Consider the following 25,178-nt stretch of genomic DNA (forward strand, 5'->3'; position numbering starts at 1 on the left):
TCGCCTCGGTCTGGTTATTCTGGGCCCGGAAACGGCACGAAAATCGCCCCATACGGTGAGCTATGACCTTACAATCTGGTAGTGATTTCTCGCTCAGGCAGGGCCCCCGACGGCGACGGGGCTTCACCCTGATCGAGATGCTGCTGGTGATCGTGATGCTGGGATTGCTCTCGGCGATGCTGATGCCGCGGGTCTCCCGGATCACCACCCACGCCAAGCTCAACGAGGCCGCGACGATCATCGCCGGCGACATGGAACAGGCGGTGGGTTTGGCAGCTCGGCTCCGGAAGCCCGTTGTCATCAGCTATGTGTCGGGTGGAAAGTATACAGTGCGCGACCGGGCGACGTCGCCGAACGATACTCTGCGCCTGAGCCGGGACCTCGGATTCGGCCCCGATCAGGGGGTTGCGGTGGTGGCGTTTACACCGACATCCGTGATCGTCTATCCCAACGGACTGGTGGATGCTTCCCTGTTGGTGCGGGTCACGGGAGACAATTTTTCGCGGCACGTGACGGTTTCACCCGCGGGTCTGGTGAGGTTGCAGTGATGCGGAAACGCAACGGTTTTACGCTGATTGAGGTGCTGATTGCCATCGTCATCCTGGGCGCGATGGCGGGTGGCCTCTCGGCGATGCTGCTGACCAGCGGCCGTCAGGCCCGCGATACCGGCAAGCTGGCCTACCGGGCGGCGGTGCTGAACGCCGAGGTTTCCCGGGTGACGGCAATCCCGGCAGGCGATATGACCGACGGCACGGTGACCAAGACCGTCACCTCTCTTCCGCTCGCCTACACCATGACCACGGTGGCAGCGACCTCCAGCGGGACCCAGACTGTGACCATTACCCTGACCCCAACGGGCACCCGGCCGATCGGGGCGCTCACCCGCGTCATCACCCGCAAGGGTGGTGTCTCCAACCCCTTCTACACGCCATGATCCATTCGCGGCGTGGCGTGACGATCATTGAACTGCTCATCGCGATGGTGATTGCTGCGATCCTTGGCGCAGCCACACTCTCGCTGATGATGAGCCAGAGCCGTTTCACCGAGCGCGCCGAAGGGCAGCGAGCCGGTCGACGCGTCGGTCGAAGCGCGATCAACGTGCTCAGCAACGACCTGCGAATGGTCGATCCCGACTGGGGCATCGAAGCCGCCAGCGCGAGCTCGATCACGGTCAAGGTTCCGTATGCCCTGGGGGTGGTCTGCTCGGCCGCCTATGTCTCACCCAACACGACGCAGGTGATCGCCCTCCTCCCGGTGGACAGCGTTGTGCTGAACCTGGGCGGATATTCAGGGTACGCAACGCGAGGCAACACGGGCGTCTATACCGCAGTCGCCGGGGGAACGGTGACTGACAACGGCGCACTGACCTCGACCTGCACTAGCGCGCCGGCGAACGTTTTTGCGATCGCGGCGCCGTCGAGTGCTCCGAACCAGAAAACCCGGCAGATCACCATTGTTGTCAACGCGGGGAGTGATGTGCGTGTGGCGGTCGGGACACCGGTGATGCTCTATCGGCGGACGAACTTCTACTTCGGCAACTCGAACCAGACCGGGCTCAGCGGACGGACGGCACTCTGGCGGAATTACCTCGATGGCGGCGGCTCGGCCGTGGAACTTGCGGCGCCATTTGACGCCTCGGCGGCGTTTCGATTCTTCAATCAGGCCGCCACCGTCTCGCAGACGGCGGTGCCATCACCGCTGACCGACATCAAGGGATTCGAGCTCTTCCTGCCTGGCGAAAGCGATTTGACGGCGCGCAAGGCGAGCGGACCGGAACAAGCTGATGTGACCACCGCGATTTTTCTCGTGAACCGAGCATCCTGATGAAAGCGCGCAAGAGTCGACTCACCGCCAATCGTCGCGGCGCGGCGTTGATGACCGTGATGCTGCTGGTGCTGCTGTTGCTGGTCGCGATTGTCGGCGCCTGGACCCGAACCACCACCGAGCGACGCACGGCGCTCGATGCGACGGCCCAGGTCGACGCGTACACCATGGCGCAGAGCGGCATCGACAAGTACCTGGTGGCGAACCCCAGCCAACCGACCACGCTTCCCGATTCGGTGACGTACAACGTCACCGGCGGCAAGGTGACGGTGACGTTGCGCTACTTCCGGCGTTCGCCGGTGACCCCAGTCGACACGATTCTGTTGATTACGTCGCGGGCCGAGGTCACCAACGACCGTTACAACGCCACGGCGCCACGGGCGACACGCACCGTGAGCCAATTCCTCCGCTTTGCCCCGGCCACGTTCGACGTCGACGCGGGATTCTTCGCGCTCGCGGGGTTTGAGAAGAATGGCGCGTCGGGGACCGTCAGCGGCGTAGATCACTGCACCACAGCACCTGCTCCACTGGCAAGCATCCCCGGCCTGGGGGTGCCGTCGACCAGCGGCAGTCCCACCACCCCCGACCTGACCCAATCCGGGGGTTCGGGGTCAGGCTGGATGGATGGGAACCCGGATAATGCCCCAGTTATCCTCGGGACCCCAGGTCCCACGGGCACCGCCAAGGACAACCTCTCCTTCGACTGGTACGATCTCTCGCAGCGGACCAACATCACGCCGGACTATTACAAGAGGACCGTCTCACCAACGGTCGGCTGGACGCCGAGTACTCCTCCCACCTCGTCGAACGCCAGGCTGTACTTCGTTCAGGGAGACGTCACCCTGAACGGAGGGGGCGATATGAACAATGGGTATGGCATTCTGATAGTGACTGGAAATTTGACACTGGGCGGAAGTTGGAGCTTTAACGGCATCGTAATGGTCGGTGGCAAGCTGACATCAAATGGTAACAATACCATCTACGGAGCCACTTATACCGGGCTAAACATCTCCGTTCCGGCCTATAATCCACCAAATGCTGCCAACCCCTCCTTCCCGATTCCGACTGCATCAGATCTAGGCAACGGCACCAAAACGTACCAGTACGACTCTTGCATGATCAAGAAAGCACTGTCCCAGTATGGGGACTGGGCTCGCCTCGGCAATGCGTGGACAGACAACTGGCCCTCGTACTGACCGGGAGCGGGACCATCAGGTAGCTTTTTTCGGGTTGAGGCGGCCAAGGCGGCCCCCCAACCCCTTGAGGCAGGAGGTTGCAGATGGACCGCGTTACCAACCGTAGAGCCGGAACCCGTCGGGGATTCACCCTGATGGAGCTCCTGCTGGTTGTTGTCGTCATCGGTATTCTGCTGGCGATGACCGCCCCTTCCATCTCCGCGGCACTCGCCCGGCGCAATGTGCGCGGGGCCACCGCGGGATTCGAGTCGTTGTTCCGGCGAGCCCGGGCCACGGCGGTCGGATCGCGCCTCCCGGCCACGATAACCTTTGCCAGCGGCATCGCCTCGGTGAGCATCGTCCGGAACGGCTCGAGCGTCACCATCGGGCAGAACCTCGACTTCCCCACCCAGTACGGCGTGAGCGTCAGCACGACCTCCGTCACCCTCCAGGTCGAACCGACCGGGCTGGTCCTGAGCGGGACCCCGTTTGTGGTGATCGCGACCAAGGGTGATGCGGCCGATACTGTCCGGGTGACGGGTTACGGGAGGGTCGAATGAGTCTCAAGCCTCGCCGGGGTGGCTTCACCCTGGTGGAATTGCTGGTCGCCATCGTGATCCTCACGAGCGGCATTCTTGCCGTGGCCGGCGGCTCGATGATGACGACGCGCAATCTCCAGCGGAGCAAGGTCTCGACCCTCGCCTCCGGGCTGACGACCGCCAAGCTCGATGAGTTGCTGAGCTATGCCAATGCGACCTCGCCGGCATGCACGGCCGGGACGTTCGCCTCCTCGACGTCGGCACAGGTGAGCAACCGGATCTCGGTGACCTGGAATGTCCCGACGACGGGTGTACTCCGGACGGTGAAGGTCTTCGCGAGCTACAAGCTCTCCAGAGGTCAGACCAGGGTCGATACCCTCACGGGGCGGGTCGCGTGCTGAATCGTCGCGGCATTACCCTCGTGGAACTGCTCATCAGCATGGTCGTGCTCGCGATCATCGGCGTGACCATTACCAAGGTGATGAGCGTGATGCTCAACACTTCCACCGCGCAGATCACCCTGGCCAACTCGATGGGCGAAGCGCGCAACGGCACGCTTTCGCTCCCCCAGGAGCTGCGCGAGGTCGGCTACGACACCAACATCACCACGCTTTCGGCCGGGACCGACCTGATCGCGATCGCCGCCCACCGGATCTCGTTCAAGGCGATGCGCGGGATGGCCATTACCTGCGGCACGCCGACCTTGACCGAATTCAAGATCCGGAAGCCGGTCACCGGACAGCGGCTTCCGCGTCTGACGGACGAGTTCCTGCTCTTCGTCGAGAATGACCCGAACGCGGCCTTCGATGACCAGTGGTTCCCGATGCTGGTTACGGCCATCGACCCCAACAGCACCTGCGGCACCGACCCGGCGATGACCCTCACGCTCTCGGTCCCGCCAACCATCGATGGAACGACGGCGATGGCGATCCCGCAGCTGCGCGTGGGTGGCCCAATTCGCTGGTATGAACGAGTGGAATACGGCCCGTTCGTCGATGGCACCTCGGGGCAGGCATTCATCGGGGTACGATCGATTTCGCTGGGCGAGACCCAGATGAGTCCGGTGATCGGGCCCCTCCCCGACACGACTCATTTCAACCTGACGTATTACAACGCGGCCGGCACCGCGCTCAATCCGGCCGTCGCCAGTCCCCTGCTGGTGCGCTCGATCGGCGTCGCGATCACCACAATCACCGACCGTTCGAGCTCACTCGCGGGCACCACCAGCCGCGGCACGAACCAGTATCCGATGTACACCCGCGTCGCGCTTCGCAACGCACTCCGGCCGTGACGGCGCGAGGAGATATGACACATTTGAACGGAATGTCGACCCGGGCCGACCGGCGAGGCGTCACCCTGCTGCTTTCGCTCTACGCGCTGATCGTGCTTGGGGCGACGATCACCGCCGCCTTCATGGTGGTGCGCTTCGACCGCTCGGCCTCTTCAAGCGCCACGGTGGCGGCCGATGCGCAGAACGCCGCCGAGGCGGGCCTTGCCGACGTTTACGCGACCTGGGACCCGACGGTGCAGGGCGCGCTGGCTGTCTGGACGCCAACCTCGCCGACGCTCTGGTCCGGGGGCACCCGGACGCTGCAGGCAAGCAAGCTCTACTACCTGCCCACGGTTAAGCGGATCAACACGCAACTCTTCATGGTTGAAGTTACCGGATGGCGCGGGACGAGCAGCAATCGGCTGGCCCAGCTCTCGCTGACCCAGTGGTTCCGCACCGTGAAGCCGACGATCGGCGTGAACGCCGCCGTCACCGTGAACGATCCGATCAAGTTCAACGGCAACGCTTTCGAGGTGAACGGCTTCAATTCACTGCCCCCCGAATGGGGCGCCGGTGAATGCGACGCACTCGACGCGGGGAACAGTGACGACGTCGTCGGCGTGCGCAGCGCCACCGGCACCGGCGTGAGCAACCAGGACAACGACAACGTCTTCGGCTTTCCGGCGCGCGATGCCCCGAACGACCCGACCGTGACGTCGGCGACCTTCACCAACTTCGTCGACTACACCTTCACGACGCTGGGCTCCCAGCCCGGGGTGAAGATTCTGCCGAACACGACGCCGTACAACGGCGTCGGCCCGGTGCTCGATGCCGGTCTCGGGATTTGTGACCGCACGGTGCAGCTGAATTTCGGCGAACCGTGGCGGGCATCGGCGACCGTGCCGCAGTGCCAGGGGTATTTCCCGGTGGTCCACGGCACTGGTGCGCAGACCAAGTTCGCCGCCGGCAGCCGGGGCCAGGGAACGTTGCTCATCGACGGCGATCTCGAACTCGTCGGCGGCTTCGAATGGACCGGACTGATCATTGTCCGAAACCAGCTGAAGATTACCGGCAACGGGAACAAGATCTACGGGGCCATCCTGGCCGCCGGTGCCGACGTCGCCACGACGAACGGCTCAGTCGGCGGCAACGTGGACATCCACTATTCGGCCTGCGCGATTACCAAGGCGGTCAACGGCGCATCGCTCGCGCGGCCGCTCACCCAGCACGGCTGGGCGCAGGCCTACTAGCACCGCAGCCCAGGGGTGCACAGAAGAGCGGCCGGCGGGGTCTTCCCCACCGGCCGCTTATCTTTGGGCGACCCCGACGGACAGGATCCCATGCCCCGCCGTATTCTCTTCTTTGTCGCGCCGCTCTATGAGGACCTGGAGCTCTGGTATCCCAAGATCCGCCTCGAGGAGGAGGGATACGAGACGACTGTGGCTGGCATGGGCGAGCGAACCTACCAGGGGAAGCGCGGCTACCCGATCACCGCGGACACCTCGGTCGACAACATCCGCGCCGAAGAGTTCGATGCCCTGGTGATACCGGGCGGCTACGCTCCCGACATCATGCGGCGAAGCGAACAATTGCTCACCATCACGCGGGCGATGCACGAGGCCGGCAAGCCGATCGCGTTCATCTGCCACGCCGGCTGGGTCCCGATCTCCGCCGGCATCGTCCGCGGTCGACGCGGCACGTCGGTTGGCGCCATCAAGGACGACCTGGTGAACGCCGGCATGCTCTGGGAAGACGCGCCGGTCGTGGTCGACGGCAACCTGATATCGTCGCGGACGCCGGCGGACCTCGTGCCGTTTACGAAGGCGATTATCGCGGCGTTGAAGTAGAGACTAGCGAAGGGAGAAGGGAGAAGGGAGAAGGGAGAAGGGAGAAGCAATTTGTCGCCCTGAGCGAAGCGAGGGGGTGGAGCTCAGGCTCCCTCGCTTCGCTCAGGATGACACTCACGATTCACCGGAACTCCTCTATGCCACTCGCCGATGCTCAACAACGAGTAGACCGCTGGATCTCGCAATTCGAGGAAGGCTACTTCCACCCGCTGACGAACATGGCGCGGCTAAGCGAGGAGGTTGGGGAACTCGCTCGCGAGGTCAATCATCGTTTCGGGCAGAAGACCAAGAAGCGCGATGAGGCGGAAGGGGAGATGGCGATGGAGATGGCTGACATCATCTTCGTGCTGATTTGCATGGCGAACCGGGAAGGGATCGATCTGAACGATGCATTCGACCGGATGATGGCGAAGGTCGAGCAACGCGACGTCAACCGCTGGACGAGGAAATCATGAAAGTGCGGGTCCTGCTCCTCCCGGTGTTCCTGCTGGTCAGCGCTGCATGCGCCCAGCTCGCGCCCAAGCTCAAGCCCGAGGAGCTGACCGCGCGAATGGAGCAGCTGGTGACTTCCGGCGATACCTCTGCACTCGCGAGTCTCGCCGCTCGACAGTGCCGCGGCGGCGACGCCAATGTTTCGCGGCAGTGCTACGAAGATTATTTCCTCGCGCTGGCGAAGGGGGAGCGGGTCCGGCTGGCACTGGGCGCGCTGGCGCGACTAGGCAAGGATGATCCCCAGGTCGAACGCGACGGCCACCAGTACACCCACGTGATCGGCATCCGGGCGTGGAAGCCCGGCGACGACGTCTCGGCGCGATTCCGCAGTTGCAACGGCCTGTTCCAGTCGGGGTGTTACCACGGCGTGATCCAGTCGTGGTTCACCCAGTCGGGCCCAATCGACTCGGCCCGCGCGAACGAACTCTGCAACCTCATTGCGCCCGATCCGGCCGATCGCTGGCTCCGGTTCCAGTGTGTTCACGGCCTCGGCCACGGCTTCGAGATGGTGTGGAACTGGGATTTGCCGAAGGCGCTCACCGGCTGCGACTGGCTGGTCTCCTCGTGGGATCGCGAGTCGTGTTACGGCGGTGCCTTCATGGAGAATGCGGTTGCCGCAGCGACAGGCCCGCATCACACCTCGGCGCACGCGCTGCAAACCGCCGCCAAGGATGAAATGAAGGGAATGGAGGGGATGGACCACGAGCACACGCCAGACACCAAGACCATCACCTTCAAGATGCTCGACTCGACCGATCTGCTTTACCCCTGCACGCTGGTCGAGGCGAAGTATCATCGCTCCTGTTACGAGCTGCAGGGGGGGATCATCCTCCGTCGCAGTGGACGCGACTGGACCGCGACGGCCGCGACGTGCGACCGGGCGCCTCCGCTGGTTCGTTCGGCGTGCTACCAGAGCATCGGCACCATGACGGCCGGAATGACGATCGGCGACGACAAGAAGGCCGCCGAGAGTTGCGCGCACGGCGACGTCGGGTACCAGCCGTTCTGCTTCTCGGGTGTGGTGAAGAACCGGATCGACGTCACGGCCAACCCGAAAGACGGGATCAACTTCTGCCGGGAGATTCCAGAGGGTGCCAACCGGACGCAATGCTATGTCGCCGTTGGGCAGCAGATTTCAGTCTTGCATTCGGTTGATCTGGATGGTCGTGCGAAGGCGTGCGCGCTCGCAGGAAAGGAAGGGGAAAGCGAATGCCGAGTCGGGGCCGCACTCGACAACACGGTGAAGCCCGCTACGCCCTGAGAGATCCCTCGCTGCGCTCGGGATGACCGCACCTCTGGTGCGGTCATTCCCAGTCTTCGGGAATCGCCTCGAGTTCGGCGCGGATCGCGAGATACGACGCGTAGCGTTCGGCCGGAACGCCGCCGGCATCGACGAGTGCGCGGACCGCGCACCCCGGCTCGGTGCGGTGAGTGCAATCGCCAAAGCGACAGTCGCCCAGTACTGCCAGGAATTCGGGGAGGCACTGATCGACCTGGTCGCGGTGCAGCGCCCAGATGCCGACCTCGCTGAATCCCGGGGTATCGACGACGAAACCGCCCTGCACCAGCGGGATCATCACTGCCGAAACGGTGGTGTGCGTGCCGCGACGCACCTTCTTCGAGATCTCTCCCACCCGCAGGCCCAGCCCCGGTTCGAGGGCGTTCAGCAGTGAAGACTTCCCCGCGCCGCTCGGCCCGGTGAGCACCGACACCTTGCCCACCAGCGCCGCGCGCAGCAACTCCAGCCCTTCACCCGCTTTGGCTGTGGTCGCGATCACCGGATACCCCGCCAGCGCCAAGTGCTCGATAATGCCGGCGGGCGAACCGAGATCGATCTTGTTGACGATTACCGACGCGGGGAGATCGTTGGCTTCGGCGACCACGAGGAGACGATCGATAAGCTGCAGGATCGGATCGGGGTCGCGCGCGGCGGTGACCACGAGCACCTGGTCGACATTCGCCGCGACAGGCCGCGTCCCGCGGCCATCGGGCACGCGCCGTTCCATGATCGAGGTTCGCGGCTCGACGGCATCGATCGCCACGACATCGTCGCCGAGCGTCGCAGGATCGAGACGGACACGATCGCCTGCCACCGCGCGCTCCTCGGCACGCTTGGCCTTGCCGCGCAGGATGGCGACCCGTTCGATGCCGTCGACCAGCACGCGATAACTGCCACCCTCGCGTTCGAGTACGACTGCCACGACGTCGCTCAAAACTCCTCCGGCCGGCCGTGGGCGACCAGCTCGTCGAGCGCGGCCTTCACATCATAGAGTGAGAGTGCCCCGAGGCGTTCGCGCGCATCATCTGGTGTCTTGCCCCAGACCAGGAAGTCGGATTCGAGGTGTCCAACCGGTGCATCACCCGACGGTGTCCAGCGGACAAAGAGCAAGGCACCGCCGAAACGTCCACGCTCATCAGGTTCGTCCTCCACCAGCAGCGCCACCGAATACGGCTGGCCGTCGCTTCCGGAAAATGCGGCGGCGCGATCGTGGGCAGCCATGTAACCGCCCAGGGTGAACTCGCTCACGAGCGGCGCATCGCTTCCTTGACGACGTTGCCGAAGATGAAGACGATGTTGGCGGGGCGTTCGGCGAGGCGACGCATCAGGTAGGGATACCACTGGGTCCCGAACGGGATGTAGACCCGGATCCGGTAGCCTTCCTTGACGAGCGCCTCCTGCAGGTCGCGCCGGACGCCATACAGCATCTGGAACTCGAAGCGGTCGCGCGGGATGTTGTTGGCGGTGACGAACTGCTTGGCGTGCGCGATAATCGTTTCGTCGTGGGTCGCGATGCCGGGATAGTTGCCGCTGGTAAGCAACGATTCCATCAGCCGGACGTAGTGCGCGTCGACATCCTTCTTGTCAGGATACGCCACATCCGCGGCCTCGAGATAGGCGCCCTTGCAGAGTCGGACGCGGGCGCCGAGCTGGATCAGGGAGGCGACGTCGTCGGTCGAGCGGCGGAGCGCGGCCTGGATCACGACGCCGGTATGCTTGCCGTAATCAGCAAAAAGCTTCTGCCCGAAGAAATCGAGGGTCCGCTGGGTGTAGGCGGAGCCCTCCATATCGAGCCGCACAAAGGCCGACGTTTGCTTCGCGACATCGAGCACGGCGCGCACGTTCTGTTCGCAGAGCTGTTCGTCGATGTCGAGCCCCATCTGCGTGGGCTTCATCGAGGCATTGACCTCGAGCCCCGCCGCCTGCATCCGGCGCAGGATGGTGATGTACATATCCCGCGCCTGCCCGGCCTCGGCGGGGTTGTGCACGCTCTCGCCCAGCAGGTCGAGGGAGACGGTGATCCCCTTGGCCCGCAGCTCTTCGGCAGCCCGGACGGCCGTGTCGATCGTCTCGCCGGCGACAAATCGCGCTGCAAACTTGTTGGCCAGCCCGTTGCTGCGGACAAAGTTGAAGATCGACTGGCGCTGGGAGAGCCAGAGCAGTGTGGAACGCATCATCGGACGGCATCACCTGGGCCAGGGTTTGGAACGCACCGCCCAGCGGGCAGCGGAACGGCGGGAATAGTAGCGCGGCGGGAGGCGGGGGGGAGGGGCCGCGCTTGCGCCCGGGAAACCGTATTGCGACACTCCGGGGCGGCACACTGCCCGCATCTCTCCCGGAGCACAGCTGATGACCACACCGAAGGACGTCGGGTACGCCAGACAACTGGGACTCTTCTCGGCGACCATGATGGTCATCGGCGGGATCATCGGCTCGGGCATCTTCCGGAATCCCGCCGAGGTGGCGCGGATCGTCCGGACTCCCGAGCTGGTCTATCTGGCGTGGGGGCTGGGGGCGGTGATCGCCCTGATTGGGGCATTCGTCTTTGCCGAACTGGGGCAGCGGCGGCCGCGGGCGGGCGGTGGCTATGCCTACCTGCGCGAGGCCTTCGGCCCACTCGCAGGATTCATGTATGCCTGGGCGCTCCTGCTGGTGATGGCGACCGGAGCGATCGCCGCCGTGGCGATGACCTTCGCCGGGTATGCCGCGACCCTGTTCGGGTGGCCGGAGTCGGCCCAGCAACCGCTGGCCGCCGGGGCGATTGTCCTGTTGACAGTGATCAACGTCCGGGGTGTCCGCCCTGCTGCCTGGACCCAGAACCTCTTTACCATCCTGAAGCTCACGGCCATCGCCGTGCTGGTGTTGGCCGCCCTGGCGGCCCCGCAGGGGATACAGGCCGCGATGGCGGCACCGACACTTCCCCAGACCGGGATCGTGCTCACCCTCGGCGCGGCGCTGGTCCCGGTGCTCTTTGCCTTCGGTGGCTGGCAACAGACGAATTTCGTGGCCGAAGAGATGGTGGCCCCCGAGCGCGACCTGCCCCGGGCACTCGTGGTTGGGGTGCTGGTGGTGGTGGCGGCCTACCTGCTCGTGAACGTGGCGTATCTTCGCTCACTGGGCATCAGCGGCCTTGCCGCGAGCAGCGCCCCGGCAGCCGAGACGATGGGTGCCATTGCCGGCGAGGCGGGCCGGCGGTTGATCGCCGCCGGAATTGTTGCTTCGACCTTCGGCTTCCTGAATCTGGTCATCCTCGTCTCGCCGCGGGTCTATCAGGCGATGGCACGTGATGGACTCTTCTTCGCTTCATTTGCGAAGTTGCACCCGACCTGGCGCACGCCGGTCGCCGCGATCGCCTTGCAGGGTGCCTGGGCGATCGGGCTGCTCTTCTCGAAGCACTACGGCGAGCTGCTCGATTATGTCGTGTTCGGCGACTGGATCTTCTTCGGGCTCACGGCCGCTTCACTCTTCGTGCTGCGACGCCGTGACGGCGGCATCCCGGTGAAAGCGGCGACACCGCTGCACCCGGTGAGTACCCTGATCTTCATCGCTTCGGCGGTGTACGTTGTCGTCGGGTCGGTGACATCCAACCCGCAGAACGCCATCCGCGGCGCCGCGCTGCTGCTGCTCGGCGTGCCGGTCTTCCTTTTCTGGCGCCGACGCGCCGCGACGAGCTGAATGTTCGAGCCCCGCACCATCATCGAGCCGTTCCGGATCAAGAGCGTCGAGCCGATCCGGCAGACTACTCCCGCCGAGCGGGACGTGGCACTTCGGGCCGCGCACTACAACCTCTTCCTCTTGCGTGCGCAGGACGTGTTGATCGATCTGCTCACCGACTCGGGGACCGGCGCGATGTCATCGCGGCAGTGGGCCGGCATGATGATGGGGGATGAGAGCTACGCCGGCGCCGATTCCTGGTATCGCTTCGAAGCGGCGGTGCAACGGATCACCCGGCTGCGTCACGTGATCCCCACGCACCAGGGCCGCGCCGCTGAACGGATCCTCTTCGGCACGGCGGTGCAGGCCGGCGAAATCGTGCCAAACAACACGCACTTCGACACCACGCGCGCCAACATCGAGGCGCGCGGCGCCACGGCGCTTGATCTTCCGAGCATCCAGGGACGCGAACCCGGCGTCTCGCATCCATTCAAGGGAGATATGGATCTCGAGGCACTCGAGCGAGTGCTGCAGGAGAATCCCGGAAAGGTGCCGCTGGTGATGATGACGGTGACCAACAACTCCGGCGGCGGGCAGCCGGTGTCGCTCGCCAACCTTCGCGGCGCCAGCGCCATCTGCCGGCGCCACGGTGTGCCCTTCATTCTCGACGCCTGTCGCTTCGCCGAGAACGCCTGGTTCATCAAGCAGCGCGAGGCAGGGTGGGCCGACAAGACGCCGCGCGAGATCGCCGAGGCGATGTTCGCGGAAGTTGATGGTGCCACGATGAGTGCGAAGAAGGACGGGATGGCCAACATCGGCGGCTTCCTTGCACTCAACAACGATGACCTCGCGCGGCAGTGCAAGAACAACCTGATTCTCACCGAAGGGTTCGTGACGTATGGCGGGCTCGCGGGATACGACCTCGAGGCCATCGCCATCGGACTCGACGAGGCGCTCGACGAGGACTATCTCCGCTACCGCATCCGGTCGGTAGAGTATCTCGCGGAGCGCCTCGCGAAGGCCGGCATTCCGATGGTCACGCCATCAGGCGGTCACGCGCTCTACATCGATGCCAAGGCAATGTTGCCACACATCCCCGTGACCGAATATCCGGCGTGGGCGCTCTCCTGCGCGCTCTATCTCGTCGGTGGTATCCGGTCGGTCGAGATCGGTTCGGTGATGTTCGGCCAGCAGCCTGATGGCAGCGAGAAGCCCGCCGCGATGGAGCTGGTGCGGCTGGCATTTCCCCGTCGCGTCTACACCCAGAGTCACGTCGACTATCTCGCGGAAGTGCTGCTGCACGTTCACGAACGTCGAGAGCAGGTGCAGGGGATGCGCATCACCGAACAGCCCACGGCACTGCGGCACTTCACTGCCCGGCTCGAGCCGGCGCACGGGGCCGTGTTCCCGCCACAATGACCCACCCCGCGCCACGGGTCAGCGCGCCCCTCGTCTTCGCCGGAAGCTACGCGCTGGTCTTTGGCGCGTGCCTGCTTCTCCCGACAGCGATTCCCGCGGCTATCAGCGATGTGGTCCGGAAGGATCTGGCCTACCTGCCACTCGTCGGCACCGGCATCTGGCTCTTCCTTCGCGCGGCGATGGCCGCGCACCAGGATCACGACACGCGCCGCGCGCTCCGGATCCTCGCGGCCGCATTCGCCGGGATGGCCGCGGGGATGGCGATCTATCTCTACGTCCACAAAGTGCTGCAGGTCCCCGAAGGGGCGGCGAACCTCGGCGATCCAGTTTACATCCTGGCCTATATCGGAATCGCCGCGGGACTCTGGCAGCTGCCGCGCCGGCAGGGTGCCACGTATCAGCGATGGAAACTGATCGTGGACAGCGCCACTGCGTTCGTCGCCGCGACGATTCTCATCTGGCTCTTCGTCATCGTGCCGACCACGCGCACGGCAAAACCGGCGCTCGATTTTGTGGTGACGGTGGTGTATCCGTTTCTTGATCTCCTCCTGCTGATCACGCTCAACACGATTGTCCTCGCCGGCGGGCCGGCGGGCCATCGGCGCGCGTTCCGCCTGCTGAGCGCGGCCGTGGTGACGTACGTCATCGCCGATTCGCTGTATCAGCTGGCGTATTACGGCTCTGGCGAAACCGGGCTGCAGGCAATTTCCGAGTTCGCCTACGTCATCGCGTATACCCTCTTCGCCGTCGCCGGCTTCGCTTACAGCCGGCCGGGGCCGCAGGTCGACGCCAGGCCGGACACCGATATCGCCGAGCCGTTCTCGCCACTTCCCCTGGTAGCAGCCGGTGGGGTGACGCTGGTGTTGCTGGTGAGTTCGATTCGCCATTCGACCACCATTCCCTCGCCACTCGCCTTCGCCGTGATCGGCCTTACCGTGCTGCTGCTGGTCCGCCAGACGCTTACCGCCCGGCAGAACCGGACGCTGCTCGCCGAACAGGCAGAGCGGCGTGGAGAGGCCCGCGTCGCAGCACTGGTGCGGCACTCGTCCGACATGATCCTGGTCTGCGACGGCGATCTGCAGATCTCGTTCGTCTCGCCGAGCGTCTTCGCGGTCCTCGGTACCCCTGCTCAATCGGTGCTCGGCAAGCCGCTCAGCATCCTGTTGCACCCCGAGGATTTCGACGGGGCCCGGTCGTTCGTGGCCCGAGTCGAGGCCGGCAAGGGATCGCTGACCCAGATGTGGCGCATGCTGCATACGGATGGCTCGTGGCGACCGATGGAAAGCGTGGCGACGGATCTGCGGGCCGAGCCAGGTGTCGGCGGCATCGTCCTGTCGACCCGCGATCTCACAGAGCGGACGCATCTTGAACTGCAGTTGCGGCAGGCGCAGAAGATGGAAGTCGTGGGCCGGCTCGCCGGCGGAGTGGCGCACGATTTCAACAATCTGCTGACGACGATTCTGGCGTCCACCGAAATGCTGCTCGACTCGTCACGCGAAGGGCACGAGAATCATGAGGATCTGCTCACGATTCGGCAGGCTGCGGGCCGGGCGGCCGGGCTCACCGGCCAGCTGCTGGCTTTCTCTCGGCAACAGGTGCTCGCCCCACGGCCGGTCGATCTTGAGCTGCTCTTGCGAGAAACGCTGCGGATGTTCGAGCGCCTCGCCGAGGGGGCGATCCGGGTGGAACTCCGGAGCGAGGGATCGATTCCCCGGGTCCTGGGAGATCCCAATCAACTGACGCAGGTGATTCTCAACCTCGCGCTCAATGCCCGCGATGCGATGCCGCGCGGCGGAACGCTGGTGCTCACCCTGCGCAGCGAGTCGATCACGAGCCCGCTGAATTCACCGTACCTCGCGGCCCCGGCCGGAGCCTACGTGGTGCTCGAGTTTGCCGACAGCGGCGCGGGAATGGATGAGGCCACGCGCGCGCGACTCTTCGAACCGTTCTTCACGACCAAACCGGCTGGCAAAGGCACCGGCCTCGGCCTGGCCACGACCTTGAGCATTCTGGAGCAGCATCGCGGCGGCATCACGGTGGCGTCGCAGCCGGAGGGTGGCACCAGAATGACAATCTGGCTACCGGCCACTGACCGCGTTGTTGTCGAATCACAGTCGGCCACGCCATCGGCGCTCTCGGAGAGCCCCGGCGGGCGTGAGCGGGTGCTCGTGGTGGAAGACGAACCGGCACTGCGCGATGTGGCCAGGCGGATTCTGGAACGGCTCGGCTACCAGATCGAGACGGCCGCCGATGCCCAGCAGGCGCGCCGAGCGATCAACGTTGGCGGCGCACCGGCGCTGCTGGTGACGGATGTGATCATGCCCGGCGAAAGCGGGCCACAACTCGCCGAAGCGATGCGCCGGACGTATCCTCATATGCGGGTGCTGTTCATCTCGGGATACACCGGTGACGAGCTCAATCGCTTCGGCCTTCGCGGCGGCGAACTCGCATTCCTGCAGAAGCCGTTCACCCCGCGAGAACTCGCGGAACGAGTCAGGGAGGTTCTGGATGCGCCATCGTCGGTGGGATTGTAGCGCGAGCCTGATACTCATTGCATTGCTGCTGGGCCCGTGGCAGGTGGCGCGCGGTCAGACCGCGCCGGCCGCCCCACGCTACGTCAAGCTGGTCGATACCCTCATCGCGATGCGTGACGGCATCCGATTGCACACCTCGATCTGGGTGCCGGAGCAGAGCAGTGGGAAGCTCCCGATCATCCTCACCCGCACGCCGTATGGCATCGATGGCGCCGATGGCAGATTCCGTGGTTCGTATCGCGAGCTCGCCGCCGACGGCTACGCTTTCGCCTTCCAGGACCTGCGCGGTCACTACGGCAGCGAAGGCGTCTTCGTGATGCAGCGCCCGCCGCGCGATCGGAAGGATCCCAAGGCCATCGATGAAGGAAGCGATGCCTGGGACACGATGGAATGGCTCATTCATCGCACCCCGAACAACAACGGCCGGGTGGGCATGCTGGGCGTGTCGTATGATGGCTGGACCACGGTGCAGGCCCTGATGGATCCGCATCCCGCCTTCCGCGCCGCGTCACCACAGGCGTCGCCGGCGGATATGTGGATGGGTGACGACTTCCATCATCAGGGTGCGTTCCGCCTGGCCTACGGCTTCGAGTACGCTTACATGATGGAATCGGGGAAGGAATCGCAGCAGTTCCCCTTCAACCGCGCCGACACCTACAGCTGGTACCTCGACCTCGGGCCGCTGTCGCGGGTGCAGCCGGAGTTCTTCAAGGGGAAGATCCCGACCTGGACCGACTACGCCGCGCATCCGGACTACGACGCCTTCTGGCAGAAGCAGGCGGCCGTGCCGTATCTCAATCATCCGGTCACCGTCCCGACGCTGAATGTGGCGGGGTGGTGGGACCAGGAAGACTTCTACGGACCAGTCGCCATCTATCGCGAGATGGAAAGGCACGACAGCAAGAATCTCAACTTCCTGGTGGTGGGGCCGTGGAACCACGGTGGCTGGGGCGGCACCGGCCAGAAACTCGGCGCGATCGATTTCGGCGCCGCGACGGGCGACTGGTATCGCAACGAGGTGCAGCGCCCGTTCTTCGCCTGCCACCTCAAGGAGAGCGGCATCGGCTGCACGCCGGCCGAGGCGACGCTGTTCCGGAGCGGCGTGAATCGCTGGGAGACGAGCGCCACTTTCCCGCGGAAGGAGGGCGTGACCGCGACGCCGCTCTACCTCGGCCCGCACGGCACCCTCACCTTCACACGGCCGACAGCCGCCGCTGCAGCGGACTCGTTCGTCTCGGATCCGGCGAATCCGGTCCCGTATCGGAAGCGGCCGATCCAGCCGACCTACGGCCCCGGCTCGCTCTGGCGGACCTGGCTCCTTGAGGATCAGCGCTTCGTCGAGGGGCGCCCGGATGTGCTCACCTGGCAGACCGGGGTCCTCGATCGGGAGATCACCATCAGCGGCGAGATTGCGGCGAAGCTCTTCGCCTCGACTTCCGGCAGCGATGCCGACTGGATCGTGAAGCTCATCGACGTCTACCCTGACTCGCTCGGCCCCCAGATGGGCGGCTTCCAGCTCATGGTCGCCAATGATGCGCTGCGTGGTCGCTACCTGGAGTCGTTCTCGAAACCGCGTGCGCTGGTACCCAACAAGGTCGAGAAGTTCACCGTCGACCTGCACACGCAGGAGTACACTTTCGGGAAGGGCCACCGGATCATGGTCCAGATCCAGAGCAGCTGGTTCCCGGTGATCGACCGGAATCCGCAACGCTACGTCCCCAATATCTTCGCGGCCACGGCGGCTGATTTCCGGAAGGCGACCCACGCGATCCAGCGGAGCGCGGCGAGTCCGACGCATATTGTGATGCCGATCGTGAACTGACGGATGACAGATGACAGATGACGGATGACGGATGATGGATGACGGATGGTGGATGATGGATGATGGGTGATGGGTGATGGATCATGGATGATGGATGGGGGATGGGGGGTATGGGTCGGGGGTTCGAGGGTGCCGGGTTCAGATCCGTCAGCCGTCATCCATCATCCGTCATCCCTTTGGCCCCCTAGCGCATTTCCGCCCATCGTGCGTTCTTATTTGCAGTCGCGCCCGTCGGCGCCGCTTCCCCTACACCGGTTTGCATGTTCGACGACCTGCTCGACGCGTGTCGGCGGAATGATTTGGAGCGTGTGCGTTCGCTCGTCGCCGCCGACCCCACATTGCTGATGCACCAGGCGCCCACCGGCGAAACGCCCCTGCTCGCGGCCCTCTATGCGGGAAGCGGCGAGACGACCGGGTGGCTGCGGGAACAACACTGGCCGCGAAACGCCTTTGAGGCGGCGGCCGTAGATGATGTCGCACGACTTCAGGAATTGCTCGACTCTGACCCGCAGGTCGCCGATACCTTCTCGGCAGACGGCTGGTCTCCCTTGCACCTTGCCGCCTTCTTCGGCGCCCGCCTCACGGCGGAGCTCCTGCTGGCGCGTGGTGCCGACCACCGACTCCTTTCAAGAAACCACATGGCCAATACCCCGCTCCACGCTGCCCTCGCTGCCAAGCGCCTCTCCCTCGCCGAGCTCCTGCTCGCGGCAGGGGCCGACCCCTCGATCTCAGCGGCAGGCTGGACGCCGCTCGCCCTCGCCGAAGGGAATCACTTCGAAGCGGGGGCAGCACTGGTCCGGGACGCCCTGCGCGCACGGGGGATGATGTGAGCGATCCTCGCGGGAAGCCGCCGCGGCGGCGGGGTGGTCGTGGTCGGGGGCGTCGGACCGGGCAGACGGGCGAGCATCCGATCCAGAACGGCGGCGGAGCGGGCGCGGCACTCGAGACGCCGCGAGGCGGCAACGGAGGCAATGGGGGCGCCCGAATCGAGGTGAGCGGCGTACTCGAGTTCACCGAGAAGGGCGGTGGTTTCCTGCGGCAGCGTTCCGCCTCCTACCTGCCCTCACCGGGCGACGTCTTCGTACCACAGTCGATCATCCAGCGCCACAAACTCCGCCCAGGCGACGAGGTCGCCGGTGAAGCGATCCCGCAGAACGGCCGGGCACCAGCGCTGGCGAGTGTCACGACGATCTTCGGATTCGATCCCGTCACGCTGGAGGGTCGCCAGGATTTCGGCCGGCTCCCGGCGATTCACCCCACGCAACAGCTCAAGCTCTCCCCCAAGGAAGGGATCAAGCGGGGTGGCGATCTGACCGCACCGTTGATCGACCTGCTCGCCCCCCTTGGCAAGGGACAGCGCTGCCTCGTGGTCGCGCCTGCGAAGGCCGGCAAGACGACGCTGCTCACCACCATCGCCCGCGGCATCGTCACCAACTATCCCGATGCCACGGTCTACATCCTCCTCGCCGATGAACGGCCCGAGGAAGTGACCGAAATGGAGATGGCGGGTGCTGGCGAAGTGATCGCATCATCGTTCGACCACGGCGCCTCGCGACACGTTGCGATGGCCGAGATGACCCTCGAGCGTGCGCGGCGCCGAGTCGAGCTGGGGCAGGATGTCGTCATCATCCTGGATTCGCTGACCCGTCTCGCGCGCGCTTACAACAACATTGATCGGGGCTCAGGGCGCACGCTCTCTGGCGGTATCGGTGCCGAAGCGATGGAACGCCCGAAGAAGTTCTTCGGCAGCGCCCGGATGGTGGAACCGTCGAAGGGTGGTGGTTCGCTCACGATCATTGCGACCGCGCTGATCGATACCGGTTCACGCGGCGACGAAGTGATCTTCGAGGAATTCAAGGGGACCGGCAATTCCGAAATCGTGCTGAGCCGTGAACTGGCCGAGCGACGGATCTTCCCGGCGATCGACGTGGCGGCGAGCGGGACGCGGCGCGAGGAATTGCTGCTGCCGAAGGATCAGCTGGAGCGTTCGCACCAGATGCGGCAGGCCGTGGCGGATCTTTCGCCCAACAAGGCGGTCGAGACGGTGCGGGAGCTGATCGCGCGAGGGATCTGACGCGTCAGCGCGGCGCGAGACTCAGAACTCGCGCCGCTTCATCTCCTTGAACATGTGCAGCCGGTCGTTGTCTTCTGCCTGCTCGGGCCGCTTGGTGGCCTCGAGCGTCGGGTCGACGAAGCGCGCCTTGCGCCCCTTCTCCGACGTCGCCTGCGCTGCTGCCTTCTTGATCAATGCTTCGAGTTGCTTGTTCTTCACCGCGTGACCTCCCGGGTCGTAGGGTGACGTGCGGGGTACCAGCCTGCAAGCTAGTACCCCGACCGGGCCCGCTCCAGTCAGGGGAGGGCCGGAATCCGGCCCGGCGTCGGCGGCGCCCCGAGACGTTCCAATTCGGCCTCGATTGCCGGGATTTCCGTGACCAGGATCGGCTTCAGCCTGGCGTACTCGGCGGTGAAGTCGGCCGCGGCGATGTCGTACTGCTCCCGATTGGTGGTCGTGGGTGCCGCAAGCATCCCGTCGGGCGAGGCATTCCCGGCGTGCGCCTGGATCGAGACCGGCACCTGCTCGCCCCGGGCCGAGTTGATGGCGTCGCCACGCAGCGCGCGCAAGGAGAGGGTCAGCCGCCGATTGATGTCCCGCGCTCGCTCGGCGAGTGCTCGGGGCGCCTGTGGCATCTGATCGATCACGCGCACGATGGCATCCATCTTGGTCTTCGCGGTGCTGGCGGCATCGACCGCCGACGAAATCTGCCGGGTGAGCTTCTGCGCCTGCGCCCGGAAGGCGAGGTTGGCCTCGCGATCGGCGACGGTCGTGGTCGCTGCCGGATCGTGGAGCACGTTGAACGAGACCGGTCCCGCGAGCGGAGTGGTCACTCCCTTCTCGCGCCGCACCAGCGTCACGGTGTACTTGCCCGGGGGAACCGGAGCGCCACCAGCACCGCCGCCGAATCCACCACCGCCACCACCACCACCACCACCACCGCCGCCACCGCCGCCACCGCCGCCACCACCGCTGGTCTGGCCATCACCAGGCGCATCGAGCGCGCCACGCATGTCCCAGGTGACGCGATGCATTCCGCGAGAGCCAGAGAGCGTCAGCACGCGCCAGACTCTGCCTGATGCATCCGCAATCGAGGCGCCGAGTACCACCGGCTCCTCTTCAGCTTCGGCAATGAAATCCTCCGCCGACGGGTAGCTGATCGGCTTGCCGGCGCGTTCCGCGGCACGCTGCGCCTCGAGCCGCTTGTCTTTCTTCGAGGTCCAGAGGGTTTCCTTGAGCGAGTAGGTGAGCTGGACGCCGTAGTCCTTGTTGTTGGCGGTGTAGAGCCCTTCTCCCTGCGAGCCCTTGCCGCCACCACCGAAGGGGCCGCGCCGCACGAATGACGTCGCATCCTTCACCGGATAGAGTGACGCCGCGGCCGCGAGCGATTCGGTCGTGACATCGCGCACGCGCGAGTAGTCATCGACGACATAGATCCCGCGCCCGAAGGTGCCGAGCACGAGATCGTCTTCGCTGCGCTGGATCACCATGTCGCGCACCTGAATCGTCGGCAGTCCGGGAATCTTGTTCCAGTGCGCGCCGCCGTCCCGGCTGATCCAGGCACCGAACTCGGTCCCCGCGAAGAGCAGCTTCGGATCGACGTGATCTTCGGCCATGGTGTAGACCGTGCCGCGCTTCGGCAGGTCGCCGGCGATGGAGACCCAGCTGCGTCCCGCGTCGGTGCTCTTGAGCAGATACGGATTGAAATCGCCGTTCTGATGGTTGTTCACGGCGACGAAGACGGTCTTCGCATCGTGACGCGAAGTGATCAGGCGCTGGATGTACGCGTTGGACGGCACGCCGGGAATCGAGTCGGCCTTGCGCCAGTTGGTGCCGCCATCCTCCGAGACCTGAATGAGGCCGTCATCGGTACCGACGTAGAGCAGCCCTTCCTGCTTCTGCGACTCCGCGATCTGGCTGATGTTGCTGTAGAACGCGGTGGACTGGTTCTTCGCGACGGCATCGGGGCCCCACACCTTCCCCATCACCGGCAACTTGTTGCGATCGAGCGCGCGCGTGAGATCGGCGCTCACAGGCTTCCAGCTGTTGCCGCGATCATCACTGCGATAGAGCCGCTGCGAGGCGGTATAGAGCCGTGTGTGCGAGTGCGGCGAGATGATGATGGGGGTGTCCCAATTCCACCGGCTCGGGGCCTCACCGCGCGCCTCCGATGGCTGGATGCCGATCGCCTCGCCGGTGCGCAGGTCGAAGCGGACCATCCCGGCGTTCTGGCTCTCGGCGTACACGGTGTTGGGATCCTGAGGATCGATGCGCGAGACGAAACCATCGCCACCGTTGGTGACAAACCAGTCGCTGTTGAGGATGCCGCTGGTATTGCGGCTGGCGGCCGGCCCGCAGAGCGAGTTGTTGTCCTGAGTGCCTCCACACACCATGTAGAACGGGCCATTGGTGCTGACGTCGACATCGTACATCTGGGTGATCGGCAGGTTCGCGAAGAAGATCCAGCTCTTGCCACCGTCCCAGGTCTGATAGAGCCCGCCGTCATTGCCGTTGAGGTAATGCTCCGGCAAGCGCGGATCGACCCAGAGCGAGTGATTGTCGGAGTGCTTCGAGCGCTCGCCCAGCGTGCGCCAGTTCGCACCGCCATCGTCGGAGACCTGCGTCTGCACGTCCATCGAGTAGAGCCGCTGACTGTTGAACGGATCGGCGAAGAGTGTGGCGTAGTACATCGGCTGGGCCGTATACGATGAGCGCTTCTCCCAGGTGATTCCGCCGTCGTTCGAACGGAAGATCCCGCCATCGCCCGGCGCCGATTCCACGGTGGCGTAGACCACCGACGGATCCTTGGGCGAGATGGCAAGGCCGATCCGGCCCAGTGTTCCCGACGGCAGTCCGCTGGTGAGCTTCTTCCAACTCTTGCCCGCATCAGTGGAGCGATAGAGCGCGCTCTCCGGACCGCCATTGATCAGGGTGTAGAAGTGGCGGCGACGCTGCCAGGTCGCGGCAATCAGTACATCCGGATTCCGCGGATCCATGACCACATCGGTGACGCCAGTGCGCTCGCTCACGGTGATGAGGGAGCTCCACGTCTTGCCGCCATCGGTGGTCTTGTAGAGGCCGCGTTCGCCACCGTCGGCCCAGAGCGGCCCCTGCGCCGCGACGTAGACCACGTCGCTGTTGCGCGGATCGATCACGATCCTGGCAATGTGTTCCGACTTCTCGAGCCCCATCCGCTTCCAGCTCTTGCCGGCATCATCGGAGCGATAGACGCCGTCGCCATAGGCGACGCTGCGCTGCGAATTATTCTCGCCGGTGCCGACCCAGACGGTGCTGGGATTCTTCGGATCGACGACTACGGCGCCAATGCTGTACGAGGCCTGGCGATCGAAGATCGGGCTCCAGGTGGCCCCGCCGTTGTCGGTCTTGAAGACGCCGCCCGATGCGACGCCGATGTAGATGATCCCGGGATTCTCCGGGTGCACCGAGATCGCCGAGATCCGGCCCCCAGTGGTCGCCGGGCCAATGAGCCGCGGCTTGAGCAAGGCGGCGAGCGCCCCTGCGATCCCCCGGCCCGGCGTGGTGTCGCTGCCCTCGGCGCGGGTCGAGTCGCTGCGAGGTGCACGTGTGGAGTCGCGCCGGGTGGTATCCGGGCGCGCGGCGCCTGCCGGCCGTTTCATCGAGTCTGTGGGGGTCTTCCGGGGTGCAACCACCGGTGCCGTCTGACCGCGCCGGGGTGGTGACGCCGGCTGCTGGGCCGAGAGTGTCGCGCCATCAAAGGAAAGGAGGGCGGCAGTCGCGACAACGCGGACGATCACTTGGGAACGTTGCATCAACGGGGACTCCGGGTGGACGGAAGCTGGGTAGGTAAGCGCTCAACAATCACCCGACCCCGGAGTTCGCGCCAGAGGATCAGTCGCGGGTAGCGGGCGCGGCCCCGCGGAAGAAGCGGATCCAGACGAGATAAACGGGAATCCCCAGCAGCGTCGCGCCCATGCTGAACGCAAATGATTGGGGATCGCCCAGGAGCGAGAAGCCGCTCACCACTGCGACGGTGGCGACAAAAATCAGCAGCGGCAGCGGATAGAGCGGCATGCTCCAACTCGGTGGCCCTTGCCGTTGCCTGAGCCGCACGGTGCAGTAGACGGTGACCGCGGTCAGCGGATAGATGGCGAGCACCGCCAGCCGGATCAGGGAGGCGTAGCTCCCCGAAAGCACCAGGCCGGCCGACATGACGCCGACGAGGAGCACCGCCTGCCAGGGCGTCTGCCAGCGTGAGAGCGACGCAAACCGGGCGAAGAAGAGTCGCTCCTCGGCCATCGCGAAGGCGAGCCGCGGGAAGCCCAGCATCTGCGCACTCACGGTACCGAAGGTCGCGGTGAGCACCAGCACGGCGACGAACCGGGCGCCGTTCGGCCCGAGCACGCCGTGCATGGCGTCGGCAGCGACTGCGGTCGAGGCGCGGACGCCCTCGAAACCGAGGACACGCAGGAACGCCCCGTTGAGCAGGAGGTATGCAATGGCGACCAGACCGGTGCCGCCGAGGAGTCCAAGGGGCAGCGAACGCTGGGGATCGCGCACTTCGCCGCCGAGCAGGGCGATGCTCTGGAAGCCCTTGTACGCGAAGATGATGGCGGTGAATCCGAGGGCGAGATTGGTGGCCGACGGGACGGCGCGCGAGACATCGGGCAGGGGCGCAACCTGTACCGGTAGCAGGAAGGCCGCCAGCACCACGACACCGATCGCGAGAATCTTTCCGGTCGTGGCGATGCTCATCACCCGCGCCCCCGCGCGGGTCGAGCGAATGGCGATCAGGGTATGTACCAGAATGAGCGATGCCGCGACAGCGCGTCGAGCCCACTCGGTCATCGGAACCAGCGTCGCGCCGTAGTCGGCGAAGGTGCGTGAGACGGCCGCGATCGAGGCTGGCCCGGCGAAGACCAGATTGCACCAGCCGAAGAGGAAGGCGAGCCCGGGGCCGAAGCCGGCGTTGAGGTAGACGAATTCGCCCCCGGAGCGGGGCAACCGCGTCCCCAGTTCGGCGTAGCAGAACGCGCCGGCCAGGGCGAAAACGCCGCCAAGGGCCCACCAGAGCAGCGTCACGCCCGCAGAGCCGGTGCGCGCGGCGACCTCGGCGGGGAGGCGGAAGATGCCGCTGCCAATGATCCAGCCGACGACGAAGAGCACAGTGGTGGCGGGGCCGACAACACGCGGCAGGCGATCTGTCACCGAAAAACTCGTGTCGGGGTTGCTGGAGAACCGCGGGCGGGCGTGATTGCATCATCGTACCCGCGGCCCGAATTCGCCAGCCG

The 25,178-nt window shown here is 65.3% G+C and carries 23 protein-coding genes; 17 read left to right on the top strand and 6 right to left on the bottom strand.

All coding sequences use genetic code 11. The features are described from left to right. Positions 1-62: 62 nt before the first annotated feature. From V4558_04745 to V4558_04795, 11 genes are all read left to right on the top strand, one after another. Positions 63-548, top strand: coding sequence for a type II secretion system protein (locus V4558_04745; GenBank protein MES2304788.1), 486 nt, complete (start codon positions 63-65; stop codon positions 546-548). Continuing rightward, a complete protein-coding gene (locus V4558_04750) occupies positions 548-934 on the top strand; it encodes a type II secretion system protein (protein ID MES2304789.1) in 387 nt (128 codons plus the stop codon). Before V4558_04745 ends, V4558_04750 begins: the two co-directional genes overlap by 1 nt. Beyond that, positions 931-1,824 carry a type II secretion system protein gene (locus tag V4558_04755; GenBank protein ID MES2304790.1) on the top strand — a complete coding sequence of 298 codons (894 nt, stop codon included), beginning with the start codon at positions 931-933 and terminating at the stop codon, positions 1,822-1,824. Before V4558_04750 ends, V4558_04755 begins: the two co-directional genes overlap by 4 nt. Further along, positions 1,824-3,020, top strand: coding sequence for a hypothetical protein (locus V4558_04760; protein ID MES2304791.1), 1,197 nt, complete (start codon positions 1,824-1,826; stop codon positions 3,018-3,020). The genes V4558_04755 and V4558_04760 overlap by 1 nt, the downstream gene beginning before the upstream one ends. Before the next feature lie 83 nt (positions 3,021-3,103). Continuing rightward, positions 3,104-3,559 (top strand): prepilin-type N-terminal cleavage/methylation domain-containing protein, encoded by a 456-nt coding sequence (locus tag V4558_04765; protein ID MES2304792.1) that lies wholly within the window; start codon positions 3,104-3,106, stop codon positions 3,557-3,559. Then, positions 3,556-3,939, top strand: coding sequence for a prepilin-type N-terminal cleavage/methylation domain-containing protein (locus V4558_04770; GenBank protein ID MES2304793.1), 384 nt, complete (start codon positions 3,556-3,558; stop codon positions 3,937-3,939). Before V4558_04765 ends, V4558_04770 begins: the two co-directional genes overlap by 4 nt. After that, positions 3,933-4,829, top strand: coding sequence for a prepilin-type N-terminal cleavage/methylation domain-containing protein (locus V4558_04775; GenBank protein MES2304794.1), 897 nt, complete (start codon positions 3,933-3,935; stop codon positions 4,827-4,829). Before V4558_04770 ends, V4558_04775 begins: the two co-directional genes overlap by 7 nt. Positions 4,830-4,843: 14 nt before the next feature. Then, on the top strand, positions 4,844-6,058 hold the full coding sequence (locus V4558_04780; GenBank protein MES2304795.1) for a hypothetical protein: 1,215 nt from the start codon (positions 4,844-4,846) through the stop codon (positions 6,056-6,058). A 90-nt stretch (positions 6,059-6,148) separates the two neighbouring features. Continuing rightward, a complete protein-coding gene (locus tag V4558_04785; GenBank protein MES2304796.1) occupies positions 6,149-6,655 on the top strand; it encodes a type 1 glutamine amidotransferase domain-containing protein in 507 nt (168 codons plus the stop codon). A 137-nt stretch (positions 6,656-6,792) separates the two neighbouring features. Further along, a complete protein-coding gene (locus tag V4558_04790; protein ID MES2304797.1) occupies positions 6,793-7,110 on the top strand; it encodes a nucleotide pyrophosphohydrolase in 318 nt (105 codons plus the stop codon). Further along, positions 7,107-8,408 carry a hypothetical protein gene (locus V4558_04795; GenBank protein MES2304798.1) on the top strand — a complete coding sequence of 434 codons (1,302 nt, stop codon included), beginning with the start codon at positions 7,107-7,109 and terminating at the stop codon, positions 8,406-8,408. Before V4558_04790 ends, V4558_04795 begins: the two co-directional genes overlap by 4 nt. Before the next feature lie 43 nt (positions 8,409-8,451). Here V4558_04795 and rsgA read toward each other — a convergent pair whose 3' ends face one another. The 3 genes from rsgA to V4558_04810 are packed head-to-tail and all read right to left on the bottom strand — an operon-like array spanning position 8,452 to position 10,603. Further along, complete coding sequence (rsgA, locus tag V4558_04800) at positions 8,452-9,360, bottom strand: ribosome small subunit-dependent GTPase A (protein MES2304799.1); 909 nt, start codon at positions 9,358-9,360, stop codon at positions 8,452-8,454. After that, positions 9,357-9,674, bottom strand: a complete 318-nt coding sequence (locus tag V4558_04805; GenBank protein MES2304800.1) for a hypothetical protein — start codon at positions 9,672-9,674, stop codon at positions 9,357-9,359. The genes rsgA and V4558_04805 overlap by 4 nt, the downstream gene beginning before the upstream one ends. After that, positions 9,671-10,603: a proline dehydrogenase family protein gene (locus V4558_04810; GenBank protein MES2304801.1), complete on the bottom strand. Its 933-nt coding sequence runs from the start codon at positions 10,601-10,603 to the stop codon at positions 9,671-9,673. The genes V4558_04805 and V4558_04810 overlap by 4 nt, the downstream gene beginning before the upstream one ends. A 172-nt stretch (positions 10,604-10,775) precedes the next feature. Between V4558_04810 and V4558_04815 the strand changes: the two genes are divergently transcribed. The 6 genes from V4558_04815 to rho all read left to right on the top strand — a co-directional run bounded on the left by V4558_04815 (position 10,776) and on the right by rho (position 19,929). Next, positions 10,776-12,101, top strand: coding sequence for an amino acid permease (locus tag V4558_04815; protein ID MES2304802.1), 1,326 nt, complete (start codon positions 10,776-10,778; stop codon positions 12,099-12,101). Next, entirely contained in the window at positions 12,102-13,499 is a 1,398-nt protein-coding gene (locus V4558_04820; protein ID MES2304803.1) for a tryptophanase, read from the top strand. After that, complete coding sequence (locus tag V4558_04825; protein ID MES2304804.1) at positions 13,496-16,033, top strand: ATP-binding protein; 2,538 nt, start codon at positions 13,496-13,498, stop codon at positions 16,031-16,033. The genes V4558_04820 and V4558_04825 overlap by 4 nt, the downstream gene beginning before the upstream one ends. After that, complete coding sequence (locus V4558_04830) at positions 16,008-17,855, top strand: CocE/NonD family hydrolase (protein MES2304805.1); 1,848 nt, start codon at positions 16,008-16,010, stop codon at positions 17,853-17,855. The genes V4558_04825 and V4558_04830 overlap by 26 nt, the downstream gene beginning before the upstream one ends. Before the next feature lie 260 nt (positions 17,856-18,115). Next, positions 18,116-18,685, top strand: coding sequence for an ankyrin repeat domain-containing protein (locus V4558_04835; GenBank protein ID MES2304806.1), 570 nt, complete (start codon positions 18,116-18,118; stop codon positions 18,683-18,685). Beyond that, positions 18,682-19,929, top strand: coding sequence for a transcription termination factor Rho (rho, locus tag V4558_04840; GenBank protein ID MES2304807.1), 1,248 nt, complete (start codon positions 18,682-18,684; stop codon positions 19,927-19,929). The genes V4558_04835 and rho overlap by 4 nt, the downstream gene beginning before the upstream one ends. Before the next feature lie 21 nt (positions 19,930-19,950). Here rho and V4558_04845 read toward each other — a convergent pair whose 3' ends face one another. The 3 genes from V4558_04845 to V4558_04855 all read right to left on the bottom strand — a co-directional run bounded on the left by V4558_04845 (position 19,951) and on the right by V4558_04855 (position 25,095). Then, on the bottom strand, positions 19,951-20,127 hold the full coding sequence (locus V4558_04845; protein MES2304808.1) for a hypothetical protein: 177 nt from the start codon (positions 20,125-20,127) through the stop codon (positions 19,951-19,953). Positions 20,128-20,204: 77 nt separating this feature from the next. Further along, on the bottom strand, positions 20,205-23,699 hold the full coding sequence (locus V4558_04850) for a glycosyl hydrolase (protein MES2304809.1): 3,495 nt from the start codon (positions 23,697-23,699) through the stop codon (positions 20,205-20,207). A gap of 79 nt (positions 23,700-23,778) precedes the next feature. Next, positions 23,779-25,095 (bottom strand): amino acid permease, encoded by a 1,317-nt coding sequence (locus V4558_04855; GenBank protein ID MES2304810.1) that lies wholly within the window; start codon positions 25,093-25,095, stop codon positions 23,779-23,781. Positions 25,096-25,178 lie beyond the last annotated feature (83 nt).

It is taken from the genome of Gemmatimonadota bacterium (assembly GCA_040388535.1).
GTDB lineage: Bacteria > Gemmatimonadota > Gemmatimonadetes > Gemmatimonadales > GWC2-71-9 > Palsa-1233.